This window comes from Roseibium suaedae (assembly GCF_900142725.1).
Taxonomy (GTDB): domain Bacteria; phylum Pseudomonadota; class Alphaproteobacteria; order Rhizobiales; family Stappiaceae; genus Roseibium; species Roseibium suaedae.
Genome location: NZ_FRBW01000001.1, coordinates 1115367 through 1130597, shown reverse-complemented (window position 1 = coordinate 1130597; position 15231 = coordinate 1115367). Strand labels below are relative to the sequence as shown.

Here is a 15231-nt window from a genome sequence, read left to right as displayed (position 1 = left end):
TCAGGAACTAGACAGAAAATGACAGCAACCCGGAGAGACAGGTGACTGAGCCCAACCCCCATATTCTGGTCGTGGACGACCATCGGGACATCCGCGAGACCCTTGCCCGTTATCTGGTCAAGAACGGCTTCAGGGCCTCCACGGCGGAAAGCGCTGCCCATGCGCGCAAGGCGCTGAAGGCGGCGGCTGTCGATCTCGTTGTCCTGGACATCATGATGCCCGGCGAGGACGGACTGTCCCTCTGCCGCCACCTGGTCAATGCGGAAAGCATGCCGGTGATCCTCCTCACAGCCATGGCGGAAGACACGGACCGGGTGATCGGGCTGGAGATCGGCGCAGATGATTATGTCACCAAGCCGTTCAATCCGCGCGAATTGCTGGCACGCATCCGCGCGGTGCTGCGCCGGGTCAATCAGGTGCCGAAGGACCGGGATCCGGTCAGCCAGGAGACCCTGGGCTTCGACGGCTGGGTGCTGAATGTCCCGCGCCGTGAGCTGTTCAATCCGCAAGGCGAGCCAGTTGCGCTTTCCAGCGGCGAGTTCCAGCTGCTCTGCGCTTTCCTGAAACGTCCAAAGATGGTTCTGAACCGGGACCAGCTGCTGGACCTGACCAGCGGCCGCACGCCCAATGTCTTCGACCGGTCGATCGACAACCAGGTCTCGCGCCTGCGCCGGAAGATCGAGGAAGACGTCAAGGACCCGAAGCTGATCAAGACCGTCTGGGGCGGCGGCTATATGTTCACCGCAGCGGTTGAGGACAATGCAGCATGATCAAGCGCTTTCTCCGCGCATTGCTGCCCTCCACCCTGGGCGGCCAGTTGATCACCCTTCTGGTGCTGGCAGTCGTGACGGCCCAGGCAATCAGCCTGTGGGCCTTTCACGACGAGCGGCGCCTTGCCTTGATGGAAGCCGCCAGAGACAATGTGTTGTCCCGCTCCGTTTCCCTGACGAAACTGATTGAGGACACGCCGGTCTCCCTGCACCCGCGCATTCTCGAAGCCTCTTCCAGCCGCAGCGCCGCCTTCTGGATCGGCCCGGAGCCGGTGGTGGCAAAGCCTGCGAGCAAGCCGTCCGAAATCGACCTGCAGAACTATGTCTCCGCCCAGTTCATCCCTTCAAGGGAAGTGCGGATCGACCTGGATTTCATCCGCAAGGGCGCAGGCGTGACCCGCCGCCTTCTCGGTGCCGACACCGCCCGCGAGCTGCGTGCCCAGCGCGCCCAGCGTGATCTGAGCGATGCCCAGCGCGAGGACCTCAGGGAAAAGCGGCTGGCCGCCCGCAATTTCCACCGGGACGACGAGCGGGGACGTCCCCAGATCGACCTGACCCTGTCGATCAAACTGGCCAATGGCTCATGGTTCAACATGGCGACCGACTATCGCCCGGCTCCGCCAAGCATCCTGCCGCTGGCCCTGCAGATGAGCCTGTCGATTGCGGCCATCATCCTGATCGTCGCGCTTGCCATGCGCCGGATATCTCGCCCCTTGCGCGAGCTTGCCCGCTCCGCCGACCGCTTTGGCAGGGGCGAAGATGTGCCGCCGCTGCCGCTGAACGGGCCGACGGAATTCCGTGCTCTGACCGGCGCCTTCAACGACATGCGCGACCGGTTGACCCGGTTCGTCAGCGACCGCACCCGCATGCTGGCCGCCATCAGCCATGACCTCAGGACGCCAATCACGTCTTTGCGCCTGCGGGCGGAATTCATCGAGGATGACGAAAACCGGGAAAAAATCATCGAGACGCTGGAAGAAATGGCGCAGATGACCGAGGCCACCCTGTCCTTCGCCCGGGACGAGGCAACCCGCGAGGAAACCGCAAGAACGGACCTCAAGGACCTGCTGGACGGGCTGGTCTGCGACCAGACGGAACTTGGCCACGACGCAGCCTTGAGCGAGGCCAGCAGCCCAGTCTTCGCCATCTGCCGGCCACTTGCCCTCAAACGGGCCTTGCGCAATATCATCGAAAACGGCATCCGCTACGGCTCGGCGGTGCGCATCGACCTGTCGACCGCAGGCAAGGAAGCGCTGATCCGCATCCGGGATCAGGGGCCGGGCATTCCTCCCGACCGCGTGTCGGATGTGTTCGAACCGTTCGTCCGGCTGGAGGAATCCCGCAGCGAGGAAACCGGCGGCATCGGCCTTGGCCTTGCCATCGCCCGCTCCATCATCCACGCCCACGGCGGAACCATCACGCTCCGGAACCATCCGGAAGGGGGACTGGAAGCGGAAATCCGTCTCCCGGTGGAGTGACCCTGCGCCTGCGGGTCACCGTTGCCGGGGCAGGAACAGCTGCCCCGACACCAGCTGCCTGAGCAAAAACGGCATGGGCGGCACCTGGCTGAGCGGGAACAGAAGATTGTCCCGGATCGGCGGCAGGAGCCTGCTGTCGCTTTGATAGGCTGGCGTGAACATGGCGCTGATCAGCTGATAGATCCGGATGTGCCAACGCCGCCGCCGGGCATAGGCGGGCAAGGCCTGATTGAGCGGCAGCCGCTCCAGTGCATCCGCGAGAGCGGCAGCATCCAGTAAAGCCATGTTCGCCCCCTGCCCCAGTTGCGGGCTCGCCCGCCGGGCCGCATCGCCGATGAAGACAATGCCATCCTCATAGGGGCGTGAAAGCGTTCCGTGGCTGTAGCGGGCCATGGTCAACTGGCTGGTGTCGGTGATCTGGTCCAGATAGGGAGCAACTTCAGGCCACAGAGAAAGCGCCTCCTCCTTCCAGGGGCCAAGGCCGCGGGCGCGCCAGGCCTCATGACCGTCTTGCGGCAGGGACCAGAAGAACGCGGCTTTCCTGACCGTTCCGCCGGGCAGGACACCAACGGGCAGGATGCCGATCATCCTGTCGGCCCGCAGATAGCGCTGGGACAGGTGATCCTCCGGCATCGCGCCCTCAACCCAGTCAAGCGTGCCCCAGACAGCGCCGAATGGCAGCGGCTTCGGGCGCATGGGGGACAGGGCGGAAGATGCGCCGGAGGCGTCCACGATCAGATCGAAGCGCTCGCTCTGCGCCTGCCCCTCGAACAGGAGCCTCCCCTTTTCGGCTCCCGTGATCTTGTGACCGGTCATCCAGCGGATGTCTTCGCCTTGTGCCTGATCATGGAGCGCCTGAAACAGGGCTGCACGGTGAATGCCCCGCCCGGTCTCCTTGCCGTAATGCACATCCAGCACCCGCCGACCGGAGCTGGCAGAACGCCCGAGGATCCGGTTGACCGGAGCACTCATCTCCCGCACCGCCGGGCCTGCGCCCAATCTGTCCAGAACAGCAAGGCCTGCGGACTGGATCATCAGCCCAGACCCAACGGGGGCAGGTGACAGGAACTGCTCGAAAACGGAGACCTCATGGCCCGCGCGGGAAAGAAGCGTGGCAGCGGCAAGGCCGCCGATACCGGCGCCGGCGATCGCAATTTTCATAAAGGAATCCAGATACAAACAAACACGGTCAAAAGACCGGAAGAAACCGGCTGTGCCCAACTGCCATTGGCGTGCCGGGGCAAAGGCCACCTGCCCTCAAAAACACCTATCCGGCATAGTCCTTGTCGCTGACCGGCTCGAGCCAGTCGGCAGCCGAGGCACCTTCCTTTTCCTGCAGTGCCAGATGAACCATCACGCAGTCCGCCCGTGCCCCATGCCAATGCTTGATATGCGGGGGAATCCAGACCGTGTCGCCCGGCAGAATATCCAGCCGGTCCTGCCCTTCCACCTGCACATAGCCCGCCCCCGTCAGCACCTGGAGGGTCTGGCCATAGGGGTGCGTGTGCCAGTTCGTCCGCGCACCGGGCTCGAACATGACTTTCGCTGCGGAAATCCGCGCCGGTCCCGGCGCATCGATCACCGGCTCCATCCAGACCGTGCCGGTGAAATACTCCGGATTGGCCCGCTGTGTCGGCCGCGACCCGGCCTTGTAGATCGTCAGATAGCTCATGGGACAGTCTCCGGATACAGATCTTGCGGCGGAAAGCCCGTTTTCGAGCACTCAGGTCTGCCTGTTGAAAGCAGGAACCTGAGAGCCCCAGATCAGGGCAGAATAAGCCGATGAAGCGCTTTTCGTAAGTGCGGCCGGGCGGAATTCTCTTTCGAGATCCAGATCTAGGTACAGCTCCGGGGCTCAGAACGTGGCAGGTGTGGCGACCCAGAGTATCCGGGTCACGCCCTTATCGATGTTCCGGTAGCGGTGCGGCAAGGTGGAGGCGAAGTAGAAACTGTCGCCGGGACCCAGCACATAGGTCTTGCCGGCCACGATCAGTTCCGCAGTTCCCTGCAGCACATAGCCGACTTCCTGACCGGCGTGATGAATATCCCCGCCGCTCTCTGCCCCCGGTTCCAGCGTGTGGATGTTGGCGTCCAGCATCAGATCGGGAAAGGTCGGTGACAGGCGTTCGAGCAGAATGGCCCCGCCCCCGCCTTCGCGCCGGACCCGAACCGAGGGGCGGCCACTGGCGCGGATGATGCTGATCTCCTCACCTTCCGGCGCGGGATCGGCCCCGAAAAGATGCACGATGGAGGTATCAAGCACGGCCACGATCCGGTGCAGCGTCCGCAAGGAAGGGGTCGCCTGCTCCGTCTCGATCTTAGACAGCATGGACGGCGAACAGCCGACTTCGGCCGCGACGGCCTTGAGGGTCATCTTCTTGGCCTTGCGCGCCTCGCGCACCCTGGCGCCGAGATCGGACAGGGCCATGCCATGCAAGGGCTCCGCATCACCAAGGCCCGTTGCCAGCACCAGAGAATCTTCCTCTCCGGCATCCTCCGGAAGTGCTGACGCCGGACCGGAGGCCGGCTTGTGGTGTTGGGTCATGCGGGTTCCGCCTGATTATTTTTTGCGCTCAAGGTGCCGTTCATTGCTCAATTGCAATTCAAAAATTGAAATTCATTCACTTTTTATAGTCAGTCATTTTTAAAAAGTTGAATGTCATTCAAACTTTTGTCAGGCTCCCTCCCCAAGGCATGAATGCCATTCAAGTCGCCCAAAGAAGGCGATCTCAGCAACGCTATCGCAGATACCACAGAGGGACAATGCAATGAATTCCAGGTTTGTGCGTAAAACGCAAAGACTTACACTGGCTGCAGCCACCGCCGCCAGCCTGCTGGCCACTGGCCCGGCCTTCGCCAAGGACACTGTTCACATCGGCTTCATCGGACCGCTGACCGGCGGCGTGTCCTCCATCGGTCTGGGCGGCCGCAATTCGGCAGACCTTGCCGTCAAGCTGCGCAATGCCGATCCGAATGCGAAATACACCTACGAAATCGAAGCGCTGGACGACGAGTGCAAGCCGAACGTCGGCGTGCAGGTGGCCACGAAACTTGCCGCAAACCGCAAGGTCGTTGGCGCAATTGCCCACTATTGCTCGGCCGTGGCCATGGGCACCGTGGACGTCTACCATAAGTTCGGCCTGCCGATGACGGTCTGGGGCGCGGTTCTCCCGGACATCACCTATGGCAACGAATATGGCGAGATCACCCGCGTCAACGGGACCATGATCAACCAGAACGAGACCGCCGCGAAGTTCATGCTCGAACAGGGCTACAAGACCTGGGCCGTGATCCACGACACCACCGACTACGGCAAGGGCCACAACACCTACTTCACCAAGTATCTGGAAGAAGGTGGCGGCAAGATCCTCGGCGCTTTCGGCGTGACCTCCGATCAGCAGGACTTCACCGCCGAGCTCACCCAGATCAAGCAGCTCAATCCGGATGTTGTCTATTTCGCTGGCCTCACCCCGCTGGGTGTGCGCGTGCGCCAGCAGATGGACAAGCTCGGCATCAAAGCCGTCTTCCAGGGCGTGTCCGGCATCAAGTCCGACGCCTATTTTGAAGGCCTCGGAGGGGAGCTTGCCGAAGGATCCGTTACCTTCCTGGAAGGGGCTCCTGCGGAAAAGCTGCCGGGCGGCGCCTTCTTCCTGAGCGAATATGAAAAGGCAGGCTACGACAGCGCGCCGGAAGCCTATGGCCCCTTCGCCTTCGCCGCGACGAGCCTGCTGATGGATGCCATCGAGGAAGTCGGTCCGGACCGCAAGAAGATCGTTGCCTACATGGCAACCGTGAAGGATCACGAGTCCATCACCGGCCCGATCACCTTTGACGATCATGGCCAGAACACCGTGGCCCTGATCACCCCCTACGTCGCTCAGAGCGGCCAGTGGGTTGTTTGGGAAGACAGCGAATACGCCTCCGGCGCACGCAAGCTTCCCGGCAAGCAGTAACCCCAGCTGTCGAATGACGCAGCCCCGGACCGGTCCGACCGGCCCGGGGCAATTTGAACTGCGTCCTCTTCCCGCTCAAAGGCTCGGATCATGGATATCGGACTTCTCGCACAATACCTGGCCAATGGCATCATGCTCGGCACGATGTATGCCCTTGTGGCCGTTGGCTTCACCCTCTTCTTCGGCGTTCTGGACGTGATCAAGTTCAGCCACGGCGACGTCCTGATGCTTGGCACTTTCGCCGGCTTCACCGTCTGGCTTGGACTGGAAGCCGCGGGGATCTCAAACCCCTGGGTCCAGCTTGTCCTGATCCTGATTGCCAGCATGGCCTTCACGGCAGCAGCCGGGGCCGCCATCGCGAAGTACCTGGTCCTGCCCCTGAAGAAGGCCCCGCCGCTGAACACCCTGCTCATCACCTTGATGCTCGGCACGGCGATCCGGGAAGCTGTCCGCCTGTTCTATCCGAACGGTTCCAATCCGAAGGCCTTTCCGTCCCTGCTGCCGGATGCCTCTGTCGATCTCGGCGGCTTCCTGCTGCGCGCCGACAGCGTCATCCTGGTTGTCGCGGGACTTGGACTGATCACGGGCCTGAACCTGATGCTCAACCGCACCCGCCTCGGCCTTGCCATCCGCGCTGTCGCGCAGGATGAGGAAACCGCGCGGACCATGGGCATCAACTACATGGTCGTGGTGCTTGCCACATTCGGCATCGGGTCCGGCGTTGCTGCCTTCGCCGGCATCATGAACGGCCTCTATTACAATGAAATCAACTTCGGGATGGGTCTGCTGCTTGGGCTGATCGGCTTCTCTGCTGCCATTGTCGGCGGCCTCGGAAACCTCTACGGCGCCATTCTCGGCGGCTTCATCTTCGCAGGCCTTCAGGTGGTCGGCTCGGCCTTGCTGCCCTTTGCCTCCGCTTACAAGGACGTCTTCGCCTTTGCCGTGGTCATCGCGATCATGGCCTGGAAGCCGACCGGCCTCATCCCCGAACGTACCAGCGACCGAGTCTGACAGATGACCGATATTGCCATCGACACGCCGTCCCGGCCCAAAGGCTGGCTTCCCGGTGTTCTCACCATCCTTTTCGTGGCTGTCTACAGCTGGGCCCTGCTGATTGCGGAAGAAGACTGGGAAGTGATGGGGCTGATCGCCCTCGCCGCCGCGGTCGTCGTCCTCGGTCTGTTCACCGGCCTTGGCAACAAGGTGAAGGCCTCCTGGTCCGCTCATGAAAAGCCCCTCAACCTGGGCGCGCTCATTGGCGTTCTGGCGGTGATCTTCACCCTCTCCGACCAGCATTTCCCGCTGCTGATGCTCACCACCACCCTGCTCTATTTCCTTGCCTCCCTCGGCCTGAACATCCAGTTCGGCTACACGGGCATGGTCAATTTCGCAGGCGCCGCCTTCTTTGGCGCAGGCGCCTACACCGCAGCGGTTTTCGGCAACGTGGAATGGTTCCCCCCGCTTCTGACCCTGGTCGCAGGCGGCCTGGTCGCCATGGCGCTCGGCCTGCTGCTGGTCTATCCCATCGTGCGCACCACCGGTCACTATGCAGCCGTGGTCACCATTGCCTTCGGCGTGCTGTTCAAGACCTTCCTGGAAGTCAACGAGATCCTCGGCGGCCCTCAGGGCCTGATGGTCAACTCCATGCGCCTGCCGGGCTGGGACTTCAACAACAGCCCCACGCTCTTCGGCATGGAAGCCTCCTTCTATTTCAACTACGCGGTCTTCGCGGCGATCCTGGTGGCTGTCATATTCACCTTCGTCCGGCGCATGGAGCGAAGCTGGCTGGGCCTCCATATGGACGCCGTGCGTCTGGATGAAACAGCCGCTGCCTGTTTCGGCATCTCGATCCACCGCACCAAGATCCTCGCCTTCCTGTCCGGCAACCTGATCCTCGGCATCGCCGGTGCGCTCTATGGCATGATGATCAGCTTCATTGCCCCCACCTCCTTCACCTTCTCCGACAGCCTGCTGATGGTCTCCATCGTGCTGCTCGGCGGAATGGGAAGCCCCTGGGGCGGTGCCATTGCTGCGGCCATCGTGGTGCTTCTGCCTGAAAAGCTGCAGATCCTGCAGGAATACCGCTTCCTGCTCTTCGCCGTGCTGGTGATGCTGGTGCTGCTGTTCCGTCCAGACGGCCTGCTGCCCCGCCAGATCCGCAACTACTTCCCCGGCGCGAGGAACGGACAATGACCAATTCCCTTCTGGAGTTCCGGAACCTCACCAAGCGCTTTGGCGGGGTGACGGCGCTGGACGATTTCTCCATGCACCTGAACCGGGGCGAAATCCTCGGCCTGATCGGGCCGAACGGCTCCGGCAAGACCACCAGCTTCAACCTTCTGACCGGCATCTATCCGGCCAGCGGGGGCAGCATCTTCTTCGATGGTGAGGACATCACCAACAAGAGCCCGCGCAAGGTCTATGAAGCCGGTGTGGTGCGCACGTTTCAGCGCTCGCGTCTCTGCCTGCCCCTGTCGATCTACGACAACATCATGATCGGCGACACCTCGCGCCTGAAGACCGGCATCTGCGCCAATCTTCTCGGCCGCAAGGCCTTCCGCAAGCAGTATGAGGAAACCTTTGAAAAGGCCCGCTCCCTGGTTGCCACCTTCTCCGGCAATCTGGCGGACCGAATGATGGAACCTGTCGGGGCCCTGCCCATGATCGAACGGCGCCGGATCGAGATCTGCCGGGCGCTGATCTCCGAGCCCCGCCTGCTGCTTCTGGACGAGCCGTCCGCGGGCATGACCCACGACGAGACCGATCAGCTGATGACCGACATTCTGGATGTGCGGGCACGCGGCGAAGGCCTCTCGATCATCATCGTCGAGCACGAAATGGGCGTTATCGAGCGCATCACCGACCGCTGCGTGGTGCTGAGCTATGGCCGCAAGATCGCCGAAGGGTCCTATGCCGAAGTGGCGGCGGACGCGGAAGTGCAGAACGCTTATCTGGGAGTTGACTGATGGCCCGCATCGAAATCCGCGGACTGCGCTCCGCCTATGACAAGGCCGATGTGCTGCACGACATCTCCCTCACTGTGGAAGAAGGCCGCATCACCTGCCTGCTCGGTTCCAATGGCGCGGGCAAGTCGACCCTGATCCGCGGCATTCTGGGACTGACCCAGCCGCACAGCGGCCAGATCCTGCTGGACGGGGAAGACATCACGCGTCTTCCCACCCACAAGATCATTTCCCGCGGCATCGCTGCCATTCCCGAGGGGCGCAAGATGTTCCCCAAGCTGACCGTGACCGAGAACCTGCGTCTCGGTGCCTATCAGGTCGGGGACGAGCGGACCATCCGCGCTCGCATGGACAGTGTCTTTGAGGCCTTTCCCCGGCTGGCGGAACGGCGGGACCAGTTGGCGGGCACCATGTCCGGCGGCGAACAGGCGATGGTCTCGATCGGGCGCGGCCTGATGGGCGCTCCCAAGATCCTGCTCATCGACGAACCCTCACTGGGGCTCTCCCCTCTCTATGTGAAGGAGAACTTCCGCATCATCGAGGGCATTCGCGACCAGGGGATCACGGTCTTCCTGGTGGAACAGAATGTGCGCCAGACCCTCGCCATTGCCGATTACGGCTATGTCCTGTCCGGCGGCAAGCTGGTGGGCGAAGGCACGGCGGAAGCCTTGCAGAATGACAGCGCGGTGCATGCCGCCTATTTCGGATAAGGCCATGAACGTCGTAGAACTGACCCGCCGTCTCGTTGCCTTCGACACGGTGAACCCTCCGGGCAACGAAGCCCCGGCCATGGATTTTTGCGCTGACCTGCTGAGATCCGCCGGCTTCGACTGCAGGGAAATCGCCCAGGGACCGAACCGCTCCAATCTGCTTGCCACGAAGGGCCTGGACAGCAAGCTGCCAGCCCTTGGCTTTACCGGGCATCTGGACACGGTGCCGCTGGGTGCGGCCCCCTGGTCGCAGCCACCGCACGGGGCAGAGGTTACCGGCGACAAGCTCTATGGCCGTGGCACCACGGACATGAAGGGCGGCGTCGCAGCCTTCATTCGGGCAGCCATCGACACGCCGGTGCCTCCGGGAGGCGTTGCCCTTCTGATCACCGCTGGCGAGGAAACCGGCTCCGACGGAGCGCGGGAAATGGTGCAGGCAGGAGATCTTCCCGCCATCGGCGCCTTAATCGTCGCCGAACCCACGCTCAACCGGGTCACCCAGGGTCACAAGGGGGCCTTGTGGCTGCGCCTTCTCACCCGGGGGATCACCGCGCATGGCTCCATGCCGGACAAGGGCGTGAATGCGATCCTGAAGATGGCAAAGGCCATTCAGGCCCTGGAGGATTTCGTGCCGGGTGAGTCCCATGAAGTAATGGGCAAGCCGACCCTCAACATCGGAACGATCTCCGGTGGCCTCAACACCAATTCGGTGCCGGATCTGTGCGAAGTGACCCTGGACATGCGCTCCGTGCCGGGCGTCGAACACGGCCCCTTGCGCGCAGCGCTGGCGGACCGGCTCGGCCCGGATGTCGAGATCGAGACGATCATTGATCTTCCCTCCGTCTGGACCGATCCCGCTGATCCCTGGCTGATGTCTCTCAGCCAGCATGCCGGACGCATTGCGGGCGCGGAAGCGGGACCGGCATCTGCACCCTATTTCACGGATGCCTCGATCTTCACGCCCGCCCTTGGCGGCATTCCGACGGTCATCCTCGGCCCCGGAGATCCGGCGCTGGCCCACCAGACCGACGAATACATCTCTCTTGACCGGCTTGCCCAGTCGGAAGAGATCTACTGCGAAGCGCTCAAGGACTGGAACCGGACAGAACAATGACTGAGACAGACAAGAAGCCGCGCTCCGCTCTGGAAACACGCAAGGCCATCGCGGAAGGCAAACTGACAGCCGTGGCTGCAACCGAAGAGCTGCTCGACCGGGTGGCTGCCCTGGAGCCGGACGTCGAGGCCTGGGTTCACATCAACACCAAGGGCGCGCTTGATGCAGCCGCTCAGCTTGACCGGTCCACGGACAAGGCTCCTCTTCACGGCGTAGCCTTCGGAGTGAAGGACCTTTTCGCGGTCAAGGATCTGCCCTGGCGCTGCGGTTCGCCGATCTGGAAGGACCGGACCGCCAGTTTCGATGCCCCGGTCATCGCCCTGCTGCGGCAGGCAGGCGGCATCGTTCTCGGCAAAACCGAAACCACGGAATTTGCAGGCTACAAGCCGAGCCGCACCCGCAACCCCGCCGCCCCCGGCCGGACGCCGGGCGGCTCCTCCTCCGGTTCCGCCGCTGCTGTTGCCTGCGGCATGGTTCCCCTCGCCTTCGGTACCCAGACCTCCGGCTCGATCATCCGCCCCGCCTCCTTCTGCGGTGTGGTCGGTTTCAAGCCGTCGTTTGACACGCTGGAGACCAGCGGCATTGCCCCCCTGTCCAGAAGCCTCGACACGGTCGGGCTTTTTGCCCGGGACGTGCCGGACATCGCCTTCGCCATGGAAGCCTTGACCGGAACAAGCCTGCAGCCCGGCGATGCATCGACGCCACCGGTCCCCCTCGGTGTGTTCCGCTCCGCCGCCTGGCCCTATGCAGAACCGGCATTGGTCACGGCCTGGGAAAGCTTCGAGGAACGGCTCGCCTCCCTTCAGGGGCCCGTCCCATCTCCTCTCCCGGATGACTTCACTGCGGCCCTTGATCCGGTGCTTGACCTGCATGTCCGGCTGATGGCGCTGGAAGCTGCCGAAGCACTTGCCCATGAATCGGCAATTGCACCGGAGCTGCTGTCCGAAGGCCTTGCCCAGCAGCTCGCAGATGGACGCGCGACCTCTGCCGGCCAGCGCAGGGAAGACCGGCAGCACCTCAACCGGCTGCGGGCCATGGCCTTCAACAGCCTGGCCCCGGATGCAGTCTGGCTGACGCCCTCCTCCTGCGGCCCTGCGCCAGCCTTCGAGGCGGGCACCGGCAACCCGGCCTTCAACCGCACCTGGAGCCTTCTCGGCCTGCCCTGCTGCAGCGTGCCGATCCTGTCAGATGCGGAAGGCCGTCCCATGGGCGTTCAGGTCGTCGGCGCCATGGGCAACGACCAGGGCGTTCTCGCCGCAGCCCATTGGCTGATGCAGGCATTTGCCTGAACCGTGAAAAAAGGGCCGGTGTTTCCACCGGCCCCAGAATGCTGACAAAGACCCAGTCACCCTTAAAGGCGTTAAATCAAGAAGAGTTGGATGTCATCCCTGCGAAGGCAGGGATCCAGTAACCATCTAAGGTAATTGTCTTTTTCAAAACCTCACTCTACGGGATACTAGATCCCGGTCTTGGTGCGGGGCACCAAACCGGGATGACCAGCAAACTTGACTGCTTTGCCATCAACCTCGGCCGGTGTTTCCACCGGCCCCTTGGTGCTTGCTTCTTGGGAGGATCAGAAGAAGCCCAGTTTGTTCGGGTTGTAGCTCATCAGGATGTTCTTGGTCTGCTGGTAGTGATCCAGCATCATCTTGTGGGTCTCGCGGCCGATACCGGACTGCTTGTAACCGCCGAAGGCCGCATGGGCCGGATAGGCGTGGTAATTGTTGACCCACACGCGGCCCGCCTGGATTTCACGGCCAAAGCGGTAGCAGGTGTTGGCATCGCGCGACCACACGCCGGCGCCAAGGCCATACATGGTGTCATTGGCGATCTGCAGCGCGTCAGCCTCATCCTTGAAAGTGGTCACGGAGACAACCGGGCCAAAGATCTCTTCCTGGAAGACGCGCATCTTGTTGTGGCCCTTCAGGATGGTCGGCTGAACATAGAAGCCGTTTGCCAGATCGCCGCCGAAGACGGCTGCATCGCCGCCCACCAGAACTTCCGCGCCTTCTTCACGGCCGATGTTCAGATAGCTCAGGATCTTGTCCTGCTGCTGGCGGGAAGCCTGGGCGCCAACCATGGTTTCCATGTCGCGCGGATCGCCCTGCTTGATCGCCTTGACCCGGGCAATCGCCCGTTCGATGAAGGCATCATAGATGTCTTCCTGGATCAGCGCGCGGCTCGGGCAGGTGCAGACTTCACCCTGATTAAAGGCAAAGAGCACGAAGCCTTCTACGGCCTTGTCGAGGAAAGCGTCGTCCTTGGCCATCACGTCACTGAAGAAGATGTTCGGGCTCTTGCCGCCCAGCTCCAGCGTCACCGGGATCAGGTTTTCGGTCGCATATTGCATGATCATGCGGCCGGTGGCCGTGGAACCGGTGAAGGCGATCTTGGCAATGCGCGGGCTCTTGGCCAGCGGTGCGCCGACTTCCGCGCCATAGCCGTTGACGATGTTCAGCACACCGGCCGGCAGCAGGTCGCCGATCAGCTCGGCCAGAACCATGATGGCAGCCGGGGTCTGCTCCGCAGGCTTCAGCACAACGCAGTTACCGGCAGCCAGAGCCGGAGCCAGCTTCCAGGCAGCCATCAGCAGCGGGAAGTTCCAGGGAATGATCTGGCCGACAACGCCCAGCGGCTCGTGGAAGTGATAGGCGATGGTGTCGCCATCAATCTCGCTCATCGTGCCTTCCTGGGCCCGCAGCACACCCGCATAATAGCGGAAGTGGTCGGACGACAGCGGCACGTCGGCAGCAGTGGTTTCGCGGATCGGCTTGCCGTTGTCCCAGGTCTCACAGCGAGCCAGGAGATCAAGATTGGCGTCGATCACATCGGCGATCTTCAGGAGAATGTTGGAGCGCTCGGCTGCGGACGTGCGGCCCCAGGCATCCTTTGCGGCATGGGCTGCATCCAGCGCCAGCTCAACATCGGCTGCATCCGACCGGGCCACTTCGCAGATCTTTGCGCCGGTGATCGGCGTGATATTGTCGAAATAGACGCCATTGACCGGCGCGACGAACTTGCCGCCAATGAAGTTGTCATAGCGGGTCTTGAACGGCGAGGTGTATTCGCGCGCAATCTGAGTCATTTGGTTCATGGAATTTCCTCCTCTGTGATCCGGCCTCCACCAGACACTTCAGAGGCTGCTCCGAACTTTCGCGCCCGTCACCCCGTCCGGACCTGCTCGCACGCGGCACCTGTCCCACTAGCGAGACAGGTCCTGCAGATTTCAGTTGATCCCCAGCCGCTTCATCCGCCGGTAGAGTGTTGCCCTGCCAACGCCGAGGGTTCGTGCTGCGGCAGATACATTGCCGCCTGCCCGGGCCAGCGCCCGGTTCACCGCCGCCCGCTCCGCCGTATCGAAGCCGCCCGGGCCATCCTCACGGCCGAAGAGATCGGAGGCGGGAATTGCTGTGACCGGACCGGTGGCGTTGAGCCGGAAGGCCTTGCGCGCGCCGCGGGTCGCGCCTAGCAGGATATCATCCTGATCGACGGCAAGCAGCATGGCCGCTTCGCTGTCGTCCGCCCCCGCCGCGATGATGCGGGCCTGAGGAAAGGCGGCGCGGAACGTATCCGCCTCGATCTGCCGCGCGGTCTGGGTCACCATCGCGGCAATGAGCTGGTTGAAGGCAACCGTCTGGTCGGCTCTGGCAGATGAGACATCCAGAGCCCCGATCAGCTCGCCCTCCGCGCCGAAGATCGGAGCATCCATGCAGCTCATGCCGGTGTTGCGGGCGTGGAAATGCTCGTCCCGGTGAATGATCACCCGGCGCCCTTCGGCAATGCAGGTGCCGATGCCATTGGTGCCTTCGGCAGCTTCCGACCAGTTGGAGCCAGGAGCCAGACCCCAGGCCTCGAAAGCGGACGCATCGCCGTCGGACATGCGCGCATCCAGAACGACGCCTTGCGCATCACTCAATAGCACGCCGCAGCCCGCATTGCCGACGAGGAGAAACAGGGCATCCAGTTTGGGGGCGGCCACGCGCAGCATGGCGTCCATCAGCTCGCGGCGCTCGCTCAGGGCAGCGCCGGAAATGCGCTCCAGACGCAGGCTCTGCGCGGGATCAAGACCATGATGGTCAAGAGAGCGGCGCCAGGACGCGGCAAGCCGCGATTGAGCCGCCGCGCTCGGGTGGCTCGCAACCTCCACCACTCGTTCCGCATGACGCGATTTCATTGCCAAAGCTTCCATCCTCCCGAGGCGCCTTTGCGGCGGCCTCTGGAGGGATGTTAGCGGATACGCCGC

At 62.9% G+C, this 15231-nt stretch carries 14 protein-coding genes; 9 read left to right on the top strand and 5 right to left on the bottom strand.

The window, feature by feature from the left end:
* Nucleotides 1-41 precede the first annotated feature (41 nt).
* Together BUA94_RS05065 and BUA94_RS05060 are read left to right on the top strand one after the other, a co-directional pair.
* Nucleotides 42-770, top strand: a complete 729-nt coding sequence (locus BUA94_RS05065) for a response regulator (RefSeq protein WP_073009598.1) — start codon at nucleotides 42-44, stop codon at nucleotides 768-770.
* Complete coding sequence (locus tag BUA94_RS05060) at nucleotides 767-2248, top strand: ATP-binding protein (protein WP_073009595.1); 1482 nt, start codon at nucleotides 767-769, stop codon at nucleotides 2246-2248. Before BUA94_RS05065 ends, BUA94_RS05060 begins: the two co-directional genes overlap by 4 nt.
* Before the next feature lie 15 nt (nucleotides 2249-2263).
* On the opposite strand, the gene BUA94_RS05055 is transcribed toward BUA94_RS05060, so the two are convergent.
* The 3 genes from BUA94_RS05055 to BUA94_RS05045 form a co-directional block, all read right to left on the bottom strand.
* Nucleotides 2264-3409 (bottom strand): FAD-dependent oxidoreductase, encoded by a 1146-nt coding sequence (locus BUA94_RS05055; protein ID WP_073010948.1) that lies wholly within the window; start codon nucleotides 3407-3409, stop codon nucleotides 2264-2266.
* Between the two features lie 106 nt (nucleotides 3410-3515).
* On the bottom strand, nucleotides 3516-3911 hold the full coding sequence (locus tag BUA94_RS05050; protein ID WP_208980011.1) for a (R)-mandelonitrile lyase: 396 nt from the start codon (nucleotides 3909-3911) through the stop codon (nucleotides 3516-3518).
* Nucleotides 3912-4103: 192 nt separating this feature from the next.
* Nucleotides 4104-4793 (bottom strand): cupin domain-containing protein, encoded by a 690-nt coding sequence (locus tag BUA94_RS05045; RefSeq protein ID WP_235860444.1) that lies wholly within the window; start codon nucleotides 4791-4793, stop codon nucleotides 4104-4106.
* Nucleotides 4794-5016: 223 nt separating this feature from the next.
* On the opposite strand from BUA94_RS05045, the gene BUA94_RS05040 reads away from it, so the two are divergent.
* From BUA94_RS05040 to BUA94_RS05010, 7 genes are all read left to right on the top strand, one after another.
* Nucleotides 5017-6201: a branched-chain amino acid ABC transporter substrate-binding protein gene (locus BUA94_RS05040; RefSeq protein ID WP_073009589.1), complete on the top strand. Its 1185-nt coding sequence runs from the start codon at nucleotides 5017-5019 to the stop codon at nucleotides 6199-6201.
* Between the two features lie 90 nt (nucleotides 6202-6291).
* Complete coding sequence (locus BUA94_RS05035; protein WP_073009586.1) at nucleotides 6292-7212, top strand: branched-chain amino acid ABC transporter permease; 921 nt, start codon at nucleotides 6292-6294, stop codon at nucleotides 7210-7212.
* Nucleotides 7213-7215: 3 nt separating this feature from the next.
* Nucleotides 7216-8394, top strand: coding sequence for a branched-chain amino acid ABC transporter permease (locus tag BUA94_RS05030; RefSeq protein ID WP_084081708.1), 1179 nt, complete (start codon nucleotides 7216-7218; stop codon nucleotides 8392-8394).
* Nucleotides 8391-9167, top strand: a complete 777-nt coding sequence (locus BUA94_RS05025) for an ABC transporter ATP-binding protein (protein ID WP_073009583.1) — start codon at nucleotides 8391-8393, stop codon at nucleotides 9165-9167. The genes BUA94_RS05030 and BUA94_RS05025 overlap by 4 nt, the downstream gene beginning before the upstream one ends.
* Nucleotides 9167-9874 carry an ABC transporter ATP-binding protein gene (locus BUA94_RS05020; protein ID WP_073009580.1) on the top strand — a complete coding sequence of 236 codons (708 nt, stop codon included), beginning with the start codon at nucleotides 9167-9169 and terminating at the stop codon, nucleotides 9872-9874. The genes BUA94_RS05025 and BUA94_RS05020 overlap by 1 nt, the downstream gene beginning before the upstream one ends.
* 4 nt (nucleotides 9875-9878) lie before the next feature.
* The gene (locus tag BUA94_RS05015; protein ID WP_208979967.1) at nucleotides 9879-10988 is read left to right on the top strand and encodes a M20 family metallopeptidase; all 1110 of its coding nucleotides are present in this window, start codon (nucleotides 9879-9881) and stop codon (nucleotides 10986-10988) included.
* The gene (locus BUA94_RS05010; protein WP_073009577.1) at nucleotides 10985-12277 is read left to right on the top strand and encodes an amidase; all 1293 of its coding nucleotides are present in this window, start codon (nucleotides 10985-10987) and stop codon (nucleotides 12275-12277) included. The genes BUA94_RS05015 and BUA94_RS05010 overlap by 4 nt, the downstream gene beginning before the upstream one ends.
* 284 nt (nucleotides 12278-12561) lie before the next feature.
* Here the strand turns inward: BUA94_RS05010 and adh are convergent, their stop codons facing one another.
* Nucleotides 12562-14073, bottom strand: a complete 1512-nt coding sequence (gene adh, locus BUA94_RS05005) for an aldehyde dehydrogenase (protein ID WP_408011915.1) — start codon at nucleotides 14071-14073, stop codon at nucleotides 12562-12564.
* A 141-nt stretch (nucleotides 14074-14214) separates the two neighbouring features.
* Nucleotides 14215-15162 carry a GAF domain-containing protein gene (locus BUA94_RS05000; RefSeq protein WP_084081804.1) on the bottom strand — a complete coding sequence of 316 codons (948 nt, stop codon included), beginning with the start codon at nucleotides 15160-15162 and terminating at the stop codon, nucleotides 14215-14217.
* Between the last annotated feature and the right edge of the window lie 69 nt (nucleotides 15163-15231).